Here is a 13252-nt window from a genome sequence, read left to right on the forward strand (position 1 = left end):
AGGGAAGACGAGCATGAGGATCACGTTCGGCCCCTGGGGCGAGACGCTGGCCGAGGTCAGCGCGGCCGCACGCGCGGCCGAGGAGGCCGGCGCGGAGGTGGTCTGGCTCCCCGAACTGCACCGCAGCGCCACGGTGTCGGCAGCAGCGGTGGCCCACGCGACGCACTCCGCCGCGGTCGGCACCGCGGTGGCCTTGGCCTTCACCCGCAGCCCGATGGTCACGGCACTGGAAGCGCTGGACCTCGACGAGATCTCCGGCGGTCGGTTGGTGCTGGGCCTGGGAACCGGGGTGCAGCGGCTCAACCAGGACTGGCACCACGCGGACTGGGCGAAGCCCGCCACCCAGCTGCGTGAGACGGTCCGCAACATCCGGGCGTTCTGGGCCGGTTGCACCAGCGGCGACCCCATCGAGCTCGACGGCGAACGAGCGCCGATGCACATCCGTGGCTACCAGCGGCCCTACCCGGTCACCCGCACCGACATCCCGATCTACCTGGCCGCCATGGGTCCGGTGCTGACGCGGCTGGCCGGCGAGATCGCCGAGGGCTGGATCTCGCACGAGCTGACCTCGCCGGCGTTCCTGCGCGAGCAGATCATGCCGGAGCTGACCAGCGGGCTCGAGCGCGGTGGGCGTCCGCGCGAGGCCCTCGACGTCGTCACCTCGACCTGCGTCTCGGTCGATGCCGACCCCGTCGTGGCCCGCCGCCGCAGCGCCGGCATGGTCGGCTTCTACGCCTCGGTGCGGACCTACGCCGACTTCTTCGCCTTCCACGACCTCGCCGACGAGCAGGCTGCCGTCATCGCGGCGTTCCGCGAGGGTCGCACCGCGGCCGCCCTGTCCGCCGCCGTCCCCGATCACATGGTCGAGGCCCTGACCGCCTCCGGTACCCGGGAGCAGGTGGCCGAGCAGATCTCGGCGTACGACGGGGTGGCCGACACGATCAAGCTCACCCCGCCCACCCACGGACTCACCCCGGCCGAGGTGCGGGCCGCCCAGCAGGAGCTGATCGCCGTGATCGAGGAGCTCTGCCGATGAAGGACGCCGTGATGAGACCACTGGAAGACATCAGGATCATCGCCGTCGAGCAGTACGGCGCCGGGCCGTTCGGCTCGGTCCACCTGGCCGACCTGGGCGCGGACGTGATCAAGATCGAGGACCCGAGCGTGGGCGGCGACGTCGGCCGCTACGTGCCGCCGTACGCCGAGGGCGAGGACTCGCTCTTCTTCGAGGCCTTCAACCGCAACAAGCGCAGCCTCTCGCTCGACCTGTCCAGCCCGGCCGGGCGGTCGGTCTTCGAGGACCTGGTCCGCACCAGCGACGCCGTCTACAGCAACCTGCGCGGCGACGTCCCGGAGAAGATCGGGATCCGCTACGAGGACCTCAAGCACCTCAACCCGGCGATCGTCTGCTGCTCGTTGACCGGGTTCGGGATGACCGGACCGCGTCGCAAGGAGCCGGGCTACGACTACGTGCTTCAGGCCTTGGCGGGCTGGATGGACCTGACCGGCGACCCCGACGGCCCGCCGGCCAAGTCCGGACTCTCGATGGTCGACTACTCCGGTGGGTTCGTGGCCGCGATCTCGCTGCTCGCCGGCATCCACGCGGCCCGCCGCGACGGGGTCGGCATGGACTGCGACGTGAGCCTCTACGACACCGCGCTCGGACTGTTGACGTACCCGGCGACCTGGCACCTCAACGCCGGGTTCCGCCCGGTCCGGACCCGGCACTCGGCGCACCCGTCCCTGGTCCCCTTCCAGGCCTTCGAGGCCAAGGACGGCTGGCTCGTGGTCGGCTGCGCCAAGGAGAAGTTCTGGGAGCGGCTGGTGGTGGTGCTGGAACGCCCCGAGTGGGGGAGGGACCCACGCTTCGCCACCTTCGCCGACCGGGACCGCAACCGGGACGTGCTGCTCCCGATGCTCGAGGAGCTCTTCCTCACCAGAACCATGGACGAGTGGCTGGAACCCCTGGGGGCGGCGGCGATCCCCTCGGCCCGGGTCAACGACGTCTCGGCGGCCCTGGTGGAGCCGCACACGGCGGCGCGCGACCTGATCGTCGAGACCGAGCACCCGCGGTACGGGACCGTGCGCCAGGTGGCCTCCCCGGTGCGGGTGGGCACCCAGACGCCCGCCTACCGGCGCGCCCCGCTGCGCAACGAGGACGCCGACCACGTGCTGCGCGAGCTCCTCGGCTACGACGACGCCCAGGTCGCGAGCCTGGCGGGAGACGGGGCGTTCGGATGACCGACGACCGCTGGCCGACGTCGAGCGCGTCCCCGACCGCCACCACCGTGCTGGCGGCCTGGGCGCACGACCTCACGCTCGACGCCGTCCCGGTCCAGGTGGGCGACGCCGTGATCCGGCACCTGCTCGACGGGCTCGGCACCGCCGTGGCCGCGGCCCGGCAGGGCCTGGCAGCCCCCTCGCTGCGGGTGGCGGCCGACCTCGGCGGCCCGGCCGAGGCGACCCTGCTCGGCACCGGTGCCAGGGTCTCCGCGCCGGCAGCGGCCCTGGCGACCGGGACCTTGGTCCATGCGCTGGACTTCGACGACACCCATGCCGGTGGGCTCGTGCACGCCACGTCGGTCGTGCTGCCCACCGTGCTCGCGGTGGGTGAACAGGTGGGTGCGAGCGGCGAGGAGTGCCTGGTGGCCGCCGTGGCCGGCTACGAGGCCGTCTGCCGGATCGCCGGCGCGGCGCCGCATGCCTTCCACGCACGGGGCCTGCACGCCACCTCGGTCAGCGGGGTGCTGGCCTCGGCCTTGGTCGCGGCCCGGCTGATGGGCCTGGACCGGGAGACCGCGGTGAACGCGCTGGGGATCGCGGGCAGTCAGGCCGGGGGGCTGCTGGAGTTCCTCGCCACCGGCTCCTCGACCAAGCAGCTGCACCCCGGCCTGGCTGCGCAGTCCGGCATCCTGGCCGCCCGGCTGGCCGCTGCCGGAGCCGACGGTCCCGCCTCGGTCCTGGAGGGCGAGCGAGGGCTGTACGCCGCGCTGGCGGACGCGCGGGTCCCGGCCGGGGCGGTCACCGACGGACTGGGAGAGACCTGGCAGTCGGCCCGGATCACCATCAAGCCCTACCCGTCCTGCCAGCTCATGCATGCCGCCCTCGACGCCGTCAGCGCGACCGTCCCGCTTCCGGTCGGGCCCGACGACGTACGCAGTGTGGCCGTCGAGGTGCACCCGGACAGCGCCGACATCGTGTGCCTGCCCCGCCCGGCCAAGCTCGCGCCACGGACCGTCTACGACGCCAAGTTCTCCCTGCCGTGGAGCCTCGCTGCCCTGCTGGTCGACGGCGTCGTCACGGTCGACACCTACACCGAGGCGGCACTGGCCAGGGATGCGATCCGCCGACTCGCCGAGCGGGTCGAGGTCCGGGTCGTGCACTTCCCCGGGGTCGCGGCCGATACGCCCGGCCGGGTCACCGTGACGTTCCACGACGGTCGCGTCCTGACCGGGGGAGTTCCGCGCAGCGCCGGCGGGCCGGACCGTCCGCTGTCCGAGTCGGCGTTCCTGGCCAAGCTGGCCGGGAACCTCGGCAGCCCGGAGCTCGCCCGGACCCTGGCGGCCGAGGCCGCCGACCTCGCCAAGGCCCCTGACCTGTCCCGACTGCTCGAGCTCACCCAGGAGTCCCTGTCATGACCGACCGTCCCCCGAACGACGTGGTGCTGCCGTCGATCCTGCCCCTCGGGCCCGCGGGCGAGGTGCTCCACCCCGGTGACTTCGTCGCGCAGTACGCCTGGTGCCTGGACCGGGCCGGGGAGCTCCTCGCCGAGCACGGTCTGAGCCTGGCGAACGCGGTCACCACCTACGACTTCTCCACCCCGGCGACCCGCGAGGTCTACCGTCGCACCCACCGCGAGCGCAAGGCGCGCCTCGGCGGAGCCGGCGTCTTCCCCGGGGCCGGCGGGATCCTGCTCGACGACGTGGGACACCCCGAGGCCCTGGTGCGGCTGGAGGTCACCGCTTCGCCCCTGCCGCTGACCGGGGTCAATCCCGGGTGGTCGCGCTACGAGACCCTGACCTACTACCCGGGCGTGCTCGCCGGTCGCACCCTGCACATGAGCGGGTTCGCGGCACTGGACATGGAGACCCAGCAGGCGCTGCACGAGGGCGACCTCCTGGCCCAGGCGCGAACGACGTACGCCGCCATCGTCGAGGTGATCGCCGAGGCCGGCGGCGGGCCCGAGCACCTGACCTCGCTGGTGGAGTACGTCTGCCCCGACGCGCTCGGCCAGGAGCACCTCCTGGACCAGGCGCGGATCGAGGTCTTCGGCCCGGACGCCCCGGCGGCCGAGCGTCACCCCTGCGCCGGGCTGCTGCGCCCGGAGTTCCTCGTCGAGGTCTTCCCGACGGCGGTCCTGCCGTGACCCGCGCCCTGTTGACCGACGAGCTGGCCGCCCTGGTCGGCCGCACCGCGACGTACACCGCTCCCGACCCGCTCGGACGCCCGGCGATCCGCTACTTCGCCACCGCGGTCGGTGACCACAACCCGGTCTACACCGACGACGAGGCGGCCCGTGCGGCCGGCCACGCCGGCGTGGTCGCGCCACCGACGCTGGTCTGCGAGACCAACCAGGTGGTGAACCACCCGCGCGACGAGGACGGCTTCCCCGGCCACGAGTGGGGCATCGAGCTGCCCGGCACCCGGCTGGTGCGCGGCGGCAACGACTACACCTTCCACCAGCCGGTGAGCCCGGACGACGTGCTCACCGTGGTCTGGGAGATCACCGACCTGACCGAGCGCACCACGGGCGCGGGTCAGCCGATGCTGGTGGTCACCTCGAAGGCCACGTTCACCAACCAGCACGGCGATCTGCTGGTCGAGAACGAGGAGACGCTGATCTACCTGGGACAGGCATCATGACCACGCTCACCGTGGGCGACCAGGCGCCGGCTCTCGAGCGCACCATGCACCTGGCCGACATGGTGGCCTACGCGGGCGCGACCTGGGACTGGCACCGGCTGCACTACGACAGTGCCTGGCTGGAGGCCCGAGGCATCCCCGCGCCGGTGGTGGACGGGCAGATGTTCGGTGCCCTGATCGCCCAGCAGCTGCAGGACTGGTGCGGGCCGGACGCTCGCATCGAGCGGTTGCGCTTCCGGTTCAAGAACCTGGTGTACGCCGGCGAGACCGTCTCTTGCGCCGCGACCGTCACCGCCGTCGAGGACGGGGTGGCCACGGTCGAGTGCCGCATCGACGTGCTCGGCGACAACGCCCGGGTCGCCGTCGCGCCCGCGTCGGCCGAGGTGCGTCTGCGGTGAGCCGACCATGAGCGTGGCCATCGTCGGCGCGGCCGAGTGCGACCTGGGGGTCACCGGGCGCTCGGTGCTGGGACTGCAGACCCAGGCCGTCACCCGGGCCCTGGCCGACGCCGGGCTCAGCCTGGCCGACGTCGACGGGATCGCGACGACCGGCGTCGCGCGGTTCTCCGCGACCCAGCTGGCCGACCACCTCGGGGTCGTCCCGACGTGGACCGACTCGACGTTCGCCGGCGGCAGCGCCTTCGAGATGTTCGTGGCGCGCGCGGCGCAGGCCATCGAGGCCGGGCAGTGCTCGACCGTCGTGATCTCCTTCGCCTCCAACCAGCGCTCGGCGCGCAGCCGGTCACTGGGCGGCGTCTTCGAGGCACACACCCCCGAGGCGCAGTTCGAGGCGCCGTACGGGCCGCTCTACCCGGCCTCCTACTACGCGATGGCCGCCGGGGCCTACCTGCACAAGTACGGCGCCACCCGCGAGCAGTTGGCCGAGGTCGCGGTCGCCGCCCGGGAGTGGGCGCTGCTCAACCCGAAGGCCTTCCGGCACGAGGCGGGTCCGCTGACCGCCGCGGACGTGCTGGCCGCTCCGATGCTCTCCACGCCGTTGACCGCCGCGGACTGCTGCCTGGTCACCGACGGCGGGGGCGCGATCGTGTTGACCTCGCTGGCGCGGGCCCGGGACCTGCCCAAGCCGCCGGTGCGGGTGCTCGGCTACGGCGAGGCCACCACCCACACCTCGATGACGACCGTCGACGACCTCACCGTCACCGGGGCGACGATCTCCGGCGCAGCCGCCTTCGCCCGCGCCGGGCTGAGCGTCGCGGACGTCGATGTCGCCCAGGTCTACGACTCGTTCACCATCACCGTGCTGCTCAGCCTGGAGGCGCTCGGCTTCTGCAAGCCCGGCGAAGCGGCCTCCTTCGTCCAGGACGGCCGGATCCGACCGGGTGGCGCACTGCCGCTGGACACCTCCGGCGGGGGCCTCTCCTACTGCCACCCCGGACAGTTCGGGGTGCTGCTGCTGGTCGAGGCCGTCCGTCAACTGCGCGGCGAGTGCGGCGCCCGCCAGGTCGCCGGGGCCGAGGTGGCCCTGGCGCACGGCACCGGCGGCATCCTCTCCACCCACGCCACCGTGCTGCTGGGGGTGGACCGATGAGCGACGCACTGCTGCCGGCTCCGGCCGACGAGATGACCGCGGTCTGGTGGGACGCCACTCGCGAGCGTCGCCTGCTCGTGCAGACCTGCACCGCCTGCGGCCACCGGCAGCACCCGCCGCGTGCGCTGTGCACGGGGTGTGGTTCCACCGAGCACCTCGACCACCTCGAGGCCACCGGCCTGGGCCGGGTCGACGCCTGCACCGTGGTCGAGCGGGCGCCCGCCGAGGGGCTCGCCACGCCGTACGTCCTGGCCCGGGTCCGCCTCGCCGAAGGCGTGATCCTGCTGACCACCGTCGAGACCCCGGCACCCCACGACGTCGCGATCGGCGACCCGGTCCGGCTGACCTGGCGGGCGCTGTCCGACGGTCGCCGCCTGCCCACCTTCGAACCCGCACCTGAGGAGAACCGATGAAGTTCGAGCTCGACGAGGACCAGCGCGAGTTCCGCGCGCTGCTCCGCTCGTTCGTCGACAAGGAGGTCATCCCTGTCGCGCGCGAGTGGGAGCAGTCCGGTCGCTACCCGACCGAGATCGTCAAGGGCATGGCCGCGATGGGGCTCTTCGGCATCACCGTGCCGGAGGAGTACGGCGGTCTCGACCTCGACCCGGTCTCCTTCGCACTCGTCTTCGAGGAGCTCGCCCGCGGCTGGATGGGCATCGCCGGCATTCTCGGCAGCCACTCGCTGGCCTGCCGGATGATCGCGATGCACGGCACCGAGGAGCAGAGGCAGCGCTACCTGCCCGAGCTGGCCACCGGCGTCCGGCGTACCGGGATCGGCCTGACCGAACCCGACGCCGGCACCGACCTGCAGGGCATCCGCACCACGGCGAAGCAGGACGGCGACGACTACGTCGTCAGCGGCACGAAGATGTGGATCACCAACGCCCGCCACGCGAACCCGCTGCCGGTGCTGGTCAAGACCGACCCGTCGGCATCGCCCGCCCACCGGGGCATGTCGGTGCTGCTGGTCGACGCGGACACCCCCGGCTACGAGGTCACCCGGGACATCGGGAAGGTCGGCTACAAGGGCACGGAGTCGTGCGAGGTGCTCCTCGCCCAGGCTCGGGTGCCCGCGGGCCAGTTGCTCGGCGGGGTCGAGGGCAGGGGCATGCAGCAGGTCCTCTCCGCCCTGGAGTGGGGGCGGGTCAACATCGCGGCTCGCTCGGTGGGCATCGCGCAGCGCGCCTACGACGAGGCGCTGGCCTACTCGCGGGAGCGCACGGCGTTCGGACAGCCGATCGCGGACTTCCAGGCGATCCAGCTCAAGCTCGCCACGATGGCGACGAACCTGCAGGCCGCCCGGCTGATGGCCTACTGGGCCGCCGACGCCGTCCGGCAGGGGCGCGCCGATGCCGAGACCGGGATGGCCAAGATCTTCTGCTCCGAGGTCGCTCTCGAAGGCGCGATCGACTCGATGAAGGTGCACGGCGGCTACGGGTTCTCCACCGAGTTCGAGGTGGAGCGGCTCTATCGTGACTCGATCCTGATGAGCATCGGTGAGGGCACCAACGACGTGCTCCGCACCGTGGTCGCCAAGGCTCTCGTGAAGGGGGAGGCTTCCGTTGGCTGACTCACGGCTCGACCAGAAGCTGGCGCGCTCGGCGCTCTACATCCCCGGCGACCAGCTGGACAAACTGGCCAAGGCTCTCGAGCGCGGGGCCGACGAGATCATCGTCGACCTCGAGGACGCGGTGTCGCCGGCCGGCAAGGACCTCGCCCGGCAGGCCGTCCGCGCCTGGCTGCACGCGCTGCCCGACCTCGACGTCGGGGTGTGGGTGCGCGTCAACACCGGTGACCTGCGCGACCTCGACGTGCGCGCGATCGCCGACGCTCCCGCGTTGACCGGGGTCGTGGTGGCCAAGACCGAGACCGCCGAGGAGCTCGTCGAGCTCGACCGGTTGCTCACCTCGCTCGGTTCGACGATCCGGGTCGTGCCGTTGCTGGAGAGCGCGGCCTCGATCCTGCGTGCCTCCGAGATCGCAGCGGCCCCGCGGGTCCAGCGACTCCAGGTGGGCGAGGCCGACCTGCGCGCCGACCTCGGCGTCACCCTGGGGCCGGACGAGCGCGAGCTGCTGCACGTCCGCTCGGCGATCGTGCTCGCGGCGGCCGCAGCCGGGATCGCACCGCCGATCGCGCCTGTCTCGACCAACTTCCGCGACCTCGAGGCCTTCCGCGCCTCCACCGAGGCGATGGCCCGGATGGGTTTCGTCGGACGCGCCTGCATCCACCCGGCTCAGGTGGCGATCGCCAACGAGGTCTTCACCCCGAGTCAGGACGAGATCGCCTCCGCGCTCGACGTCCTCGAACGCCTCGAGGCTGCCGGCTCGGGCATCGCCGTCGATGCCCAGGGCCGCATGCTCGACGAGGCCGTCGCCCGCCAGGCCCGCCGCGTGCTGGCCCTGATCCGCTGATCACCAGCACCTTCCAAGGAGAAGCCATGAGCAAGAACGTCGTCATCACCGGTAGCACCCAGGGCATCGGTCGTGCCCTGGCCCGGGAGTTCGCCCGGCGCGGCCACTCGGTCGTCCTGTCCGGGCGATCCCAGGAGAACGTCGACAAGGCCGTGGCCGAGGTCTCGGCCGACACCACCGGGAAGGTCGTCGGCCACGCCACCGACGTGACGGACCCGACCGGCGTGCAGGGCCTGTGGGACCAGGCGTCCGCCGACCTGGGCAGCGTCGACCTCTGGATCAACAACGCCGGCGTCGCCCACACCACCTCCGACATCGTGGACACCGACGTCGACGACATCCGGACGATGGTCACCACCAACATGCTCGGCACGATCTACGGATCGCAGGTCGCCGTGCGTGGCATGGCGGCGCAGCCCGGCGGCGGTCAGGTCTTCAACATGCTCGGCGGCGGCAGCGACGGCAAGATCCGCCCGAACATGGGCGTCTACTCCGCCACCAAGCGCGGCCTCGACCTCTTCACCCAGGCCCTGGTCAAGGAGACCAAGGACCTCGCCGGCGGCAAGGTCCGGGTCGGTCAGATCCGGCCCGGGCTGTTGATCACCGAAGGCTGGTTGCGCGAGGCGGCGCGGGCTCCCGAGCAGGTCTCCTCGCAGCGCCGGATCCTCAACATCCTGCTCGACGACGTGGACGACGTGGCGCCGTACCTCGTGGAGCGGATGCTCACCTCGACGAAGCCCGGCGACGCCATCGCCTGGCTCACGACGACGCGACTCACCAAGCGCTTCATGACCCCCGGCTTCGCCACGAAGCACGACGTCCTGGCCCGGCACGGGCTGTGAGTCGTCGAGTCGCCCGGGTCTACTTGTAGCGAAAGCGCGCCTGGAGGGCGACCAGGTCTTCATCGGACGAACCCTGGTCGGACAGGTCGAATCCGAACTTCGCCGCGATCTCCACGTGGTCGCGGATCGAGGCGAAGGCCTCGCCGACCCGTTCCTCGTTGTCGAACGGACCGTAGATCTCGGCGGTGTCGAACTGCCTAGCTGGTGGGACGCGCCAGGTAGCGGCCGCCGGGAGTCTCGGTGACGACGCCGTCGGTGACGATCTGCTCGCCACGCAGGAAGACGTCGGTCACGGACGCGGTCATCTCGAAGCCCTCGAGCGGGGAGTACTCCTGCGCCGAGACCGAGTCGGCGGCCCGCACCGTCCACGACTTCTCCAGGTCGACGAGCACGATGTCGGCGTCGAGCCCGACCGCGAGCGCACCCTTCGACCCGCCCAGGCCGTAGCGCCGAGCCGGGTTCGTGGCCGTCAGTCGCGCCACCGCACCGAGCGACAGGCCACGCTTGCAGCCCTCGGTGATCATCCCGGCCAGCAGGTACTCGGCGCCGCCGAAGCCGGACTTGGCCAGGAACACGTCGTCGCGATCGTCGCCGAACTTCTTCTCGTCCTTGCAGCAGGCGTGGTCGGAGACCACCCAGTCGATCTCGCCGGCGAGCACGTGCCCCCAGAGCGCTTCGACGTCCTCACGCGGACGCAGCGGCGGGTTCACCTTGCCGCCGACACCGGCGCCGATGCCGTGGTCCGCCGAGTGGCAGTCGGCGAGCAGGTGGCCGATCGTCACCTCGCGGCGGAAGTCGATGTGCGGGAACGCCCTGGCCATGGTCAGCGCCGCCTCGACCGCGGCCTGCGAGGTCAGGTGCAGCAGGTTGATCGTCGGCAGCCCGGTCGCGTGCGCGAGGTACGACGCGATGCTGACCGCCAGTCCTTCCGAGTGCGGCGGCCGCGACGCGTGGTACGCCTCGAGCCCGGTGAGCGTGCCCTCCTCCTCCACGATCTTGGTGTAGGCGCTCATGATCTCCGCGGTCTCGCAGTGCAGCGAGAGCGAGATGATGTCCGCGAGCTCCGGGTACTGCTGGCGGGCCGCCTCGATGCCGCGCATCACGAACTCGAAGTGCGCGTAGTCGTAGCGCTCGTCGGGCGGAGTCATCAGGAACGACGACTGGTCGTCGCTGCGCCCGTGCAGTCCGTGCGAGCCGTAGAACATGAAGACCTTGAACGACGTCACGCCGTGCTCGGCGACCAGCGCCGGGATCTCGGAGATGTGCTGCTTGCTCATCGGGGCGAGGTGATAGGCGTAGTCGATGACCGCGCGGCCCTCGGTCTGCTCGAGCACCTCCGGGAAGAAGTCGGCGTACGGCCCGCCCTTGTTCAGGTAGTACTGCCCGGTGCGCATGTAGGACAGTGCCGTGGTGACGCCGCCCTGAGCGGACGCCCGGCTCTCGGAGTAGGCGTCGATCGGCAGCGGGTTGTAGATGCCCCAGTGCTGGTGGCCGTCGACGACCCCCGGGAAGGCGACCTTGCCGCCGGCGCTGATCACGCGATCGGCCTGGTCGCGGGGGAGTCCGGCCTCGAGGGCGACGATCCTGCCGTTCTTGACGCCGATGTCGACCGCCACCGGGTCGTCGCTGGCGCCGTCGTGGCCGAGGACGGCGCTCACGTCGGTGAAGATCAGGTCGTAGGTGCTCACGGGGTCTCCTTCAGGTGGCGCAGCGGCTCGAGAACGTCGGCGAGGTCGGTGGCGTGGGACAGGTCGAGGATGTCGCTGCGGACGGCGGTGGCGCCGGCATCGGCGAGGCGACCGGCGACGTTGTCGGTGAACTTCCGGGCGAGCTCGTCGTCGCTCAACGGGCGCTCGGGGCCGCCCCGGTTGGCCAGCACCTCCTCGACCAGTTCGTCGCCGGAGGTGGTGACCACGGTGACGATCGCGGGGAACTGGTGCGGGAAGATCGCGTCGCAGCGTGGATCGGCGGCGACCTCGACCGTGGCCATCAGTGCCCGGCGTGCGGGGTCCTGGGCCAGGTCGTCGGAGTAGTCCTCGAGCCCGACCCCCAGGCCGCCGCCACCGAAGAGTCCGGCGGCCACGGCGTACGGACCGCTGAATTGCGCCTGGTAGCCGGTGACCGGTGTCCGCTTGGTCTCGATCGGCTCGCCGATCGTGCGGATCACGGCGCCGGCGACGCCGATGCGTACCGAGGCGACGTCCTCCGGGCGCACTCCGCGGGCCCGCAGGGCCAGACCGGCGTCGACGATCGCGTGGGTGAAGTGGTTGGCCGGGTAGGGCTTGAAGAAGATCCCCGGAACCGCCCAGGTCTCGCCGAGTCCGTCGGTGACCTGCCCGGCGTCGTACTGCCCGTGCAGCCAGGCCTCGAAGAACCCGAACCGGCCCTCCAGCACGGTCGGCGGCCCGGTGAAGCCACGTCGCGCCAGCTGCGCTGCGGTGACCCCGGCCTGGGCGGCCAGGCCGCAGTGCAGGCGCTTGACGGTGCCGCCGGTGCGGTTGGCCTCGATGATCCCCGAGGCCATCGAAGCGGTCAGGCCGAGCGCGTGCAGGACGCCGTCCTCGTCGGCGCCGTACGCCAGCGAGGCCGCCACGGCAGCGCCCATGGCGCCGGTGATCGACGTCGCGTGCTGACCGTGCTCGAAGAAGACCGAGTTGCCCAGGGCTTCGTCGTAGCCGGCCATCCCGAGGCGGACCGCGACCTCGAGCCCGACGGCGACGGCACGGACCACGGTCTCGCCGGAGGCATGGGCGTGCTCGCCGGCCGCCAACGCGGCGGGAACGACGCAGGCGCTCGGGTGCAGGACCGACGGCAGGTGGGTGTCGTCGTAGTCGAGCGAGTGCGCGAGCACGCCGTTGACCAGCGCGGCCTGGGCGGCCGTGACCCGGTCGGGCAACCCGACGGCGATCGCCTGCGCGTGGCCGCCCTGGTCGAGCACGTGCCCCAGGATCATCGAGCTGGTCTCGAGGCGGTGGGCGGCGACGGCCAGACCGAGGATGTCGAGGGTCCGCTGGCGGACGCTGGTCGCGACCGGCTCGGGCACGCCGTCCCGAGCGGCCCGGACGGCGAAGGCGGCCAGCTGCCGGCCCAGGGTGGGTTCGCTCACCGCTCTGCTCCTGCGCCGACCAGGGCCAACGGCCGCACCGGGGAACCCGTGGCGCCGACCAGCTTCAGCGGGGAGAGCACGAAGAGGAACTCGTGGGCGCCGGCTGCGGCGAGACCTTCGAGGTCCATCGTCTCGATGATGTAGATGCCGTGCTCGACGAGCAGGACGCGGTGTGCCGGCAGCAGTCCGTGACCGGCGCCGGGGGCGAGGCGCTCGTAGGCGATGGTGTCGGCGCCGGTGGCGTGGATGCCGTGGCCGGCCAGCCACGTGGCGCCGGCCTCGCCGACGCCGGGGACACCGTCGGAGAGTCCACGGAACTCGTCGTTGCGACCGGCGTCGAAGTGCTGGCCCCAGCCGCTGCGCACCAGGACGACATCGCCCGTGCGGATCTCCGTACCCTGCCGGGCGACGGTCGCCGCCAGGTCCGCGACGGAGATCTCCTCGCCGGCCTCGAGTCGTTCGACTCCGCGGGTCGCGGGGAC

At 72.0% G+C, this 13252-nt stretch carries 15 protein-coding genes; 11 read left to right on the plus strand and 4 right to left on the minus strand.

Annotated elements, in window-relative coordinates; all coding sequences use genetic code 11:
* Positions 1–13: 13 nt before the first annotated feature.
* Genes ABZE72_RS04125 through ABZE72_RS04175 form a run of 11 tightly spaced genes read left to right on the plus strand, consistent with a single transcriptional unit; the run spans position 14 to position 9664 of the window.
* Positions 14–1036, plus strand: a complete 1023-nt coding sequence (locus ABZE72_RS04125; RefSeq protein ID WP_372727749.1) for an LLM class flavin-dependent oxidoreductase — start codon at positions 14–16, stop codon at positions 1034–1036.
* A gap of 11 nt (positions 1037–1047) precedes the next feature.
* Positions 1048–2241 carry a CaiB/BaiF CoA transferase family protein gene (locus ABZE72_RS04130; RefSeq protein ID WP_372727750.1) on the plus strand — a complete coding sequence of 398 codons (1194 nt, stop codon included), beginning with the start codon at positions 1048–1050 and terminating at the stop codon, positions 2239–2241.
* Complete coding sequence (locus ABZE72_RS04135) at positions 2238–3638, plus strand: MmgE/PrpD family protein (RefSeq protein WP_372727751.1); 1401 nt, start codon at positions 2238–2240, stop codon at positions 3636–3638. The genes ABZE72_RS04130 and ABZE72_RS04135 overlap by 4 nt, the downstream gene beginning before the upstream one ends.
* A complete protein-coding gene (locus ABZE72_RS04140) occupies positions 3635–4366 on the plus strand; it encodes a RidA family protein (protein WP_372727752.1) in 732 nt (243 codons plus the stop codon). The genes ABZE72_RS04135 and ABZE72_RS04140 overlap by 4 nt, the downstream gene beginning before the upstream one ends.
* Complete coding sequence (locus tag ABZE72_RS04145) at positions 4363–4863, plus strand: MaoC family dehydratase N-terminal domain-containing protein (RefSeq protein WP_372727753.1); 501 nt, start codon at positions 4363–4365, stop codon at positions 4861–4863. The genes ABZE72_RS04140 and ABZE72_RS04145 overlap by 4 nt, the downstream gene beginning before the upstream one ends.
* Positions 4860–5261: a MaoC/PaaZ C-terminal domain-containing protein gene (locus tag ABZE72_RS04150; RefSeq protein WP_372727754.1), complete on the plus strand. Its 402-nt coding sequence runs from the start codon at positions 4860–4862 to the stop codon at positions 5259–5261. The genes ABZE72_RS04145 and ABZE72_RS04150 overlap by 4 nt, the downstream gene beginning before the upstream one ends.
* A gap of 7 nt (positions 5262–5268) precedes the next feature.
* Entirely contained in the window at positions 5269–6411 is a 1143-nt protein-coding gene (locus ABZE72_RS04155) for an acetyl-CoA acetyltransferase (protein ID WP_372727755.1), read from the plus strand.
* Positions 6408–6824 (plus strand): Zn-ribbon domain-containing OB-fold protein, encoded by a 417-nt coding sequence (locus tag ABZE72_RS04160; protein WP_372727756.1) that lies wholly within the window; start codon positions 6408–6410, stop codon positions 6822–6824. Before ABZE72_RS04155 ends, ABZE72_RS04160 begins: the two co-directional genes overlap by 4 nt.
* On the plus strand, positions 6821–7981 hold the full coding sequence (locus tag ABZE72_RS04165; protein ID WP_372727757.1) for an acyl-CoA dehydrogenase family protein: 1161 nt from the start codon (positions 6821–6823) through the stop codon (positions 7979–7981). Before ABZE72_RS04160 ends, ABZE72_RS04165 begins: the two co-directional genes overlap by 4 nt.
* The gene (locus ABZE72_RS04170) at positions 7974–8822 is read left to right on the plus strand and encodes a CoA ester lyase (RefSeq protein ID WP_372727758.1); all 849 of its coding nucleotides are present in this window, start codon (positions 7974–7976) and stop codon (positions 8820–8822) included. The genes ABZE72_RS04165 and ABZE72_RS04170 overlap by 8 nt, the downstream gene beginning before the upstream one ends.
* Before the next feature lie 26 nt (positions 8823–8848).
* Entirely contained in the window at positions 8849–9664 is an 816-nt protein-coding gene (locus ABZE72_RS04175; protein WP_372727759.1) for an SDR family oxidoreductase, read from the plus strand.
* 19 nt (positions 9665–9683) lie between these two features.
* Here ABZE72_RS04175 and ABZE72_RS04180 read toward each other — a convergent pair whose 3' ends face one another.
* The 4 genes from ABZE72_RS04180 to ABZE72_RS04195 all read right to left on the minus strand — a co-directional run.
* A complete protein-coding gene (locus ABZE72_RS04180) occupies positions 9684–9938 on the minus strand; it encodes an aldo/keto reductase (protein WP_372727760.1) in 255 nt (84 codons plus the stop codon).
* Positions 9862–11352: a dihydroorotase family protein gene (locus tag ABZE72_RS04185; protein WP_372727761.1), complete on the minus strand. Its 1491-nt coding sequence runs from the start codon at positions 11350–11352 to the stop codon at positions 9862–9864. Before ABZE72_RS04185 ends, ABZE72_RS04180 begins: the two co-directional genes overlap by 77 nt.
* On the minus strand, positions 11349–12770 hold the full coding sequence (locus ABZE72_RS04190; RefSeq protein ID WP_372727762.1) for an MmgE/PrpD family protein: 1422 nt from the start codon (positions 12768–12770) through the stop codon (positions 11349–11351). The genes ABZE72_RS04185 and ABZE72_RS04190 overlap by 4 nt, the downstream gene beginning before the upstream one ends.
* Positions 12767–13252 (minus strand): cyclase family protein (locus ABZE72_RS04195; protein WP_372727763.1); only part of this gene is annotated, 486 nt, incomplete at its 5' end. The genes ABZE72_RS04190 and ABZE72_RS04195, both read right to left, overlap by 4 nt.

It is taken from the genome of Nocardioides sp., assembly GCF_041600255.1.
GTDB lineage: Bacteria > Actinomycetota > Actinomycetes > Propionibacteriales > Nocardioidaceae > Nocardioides.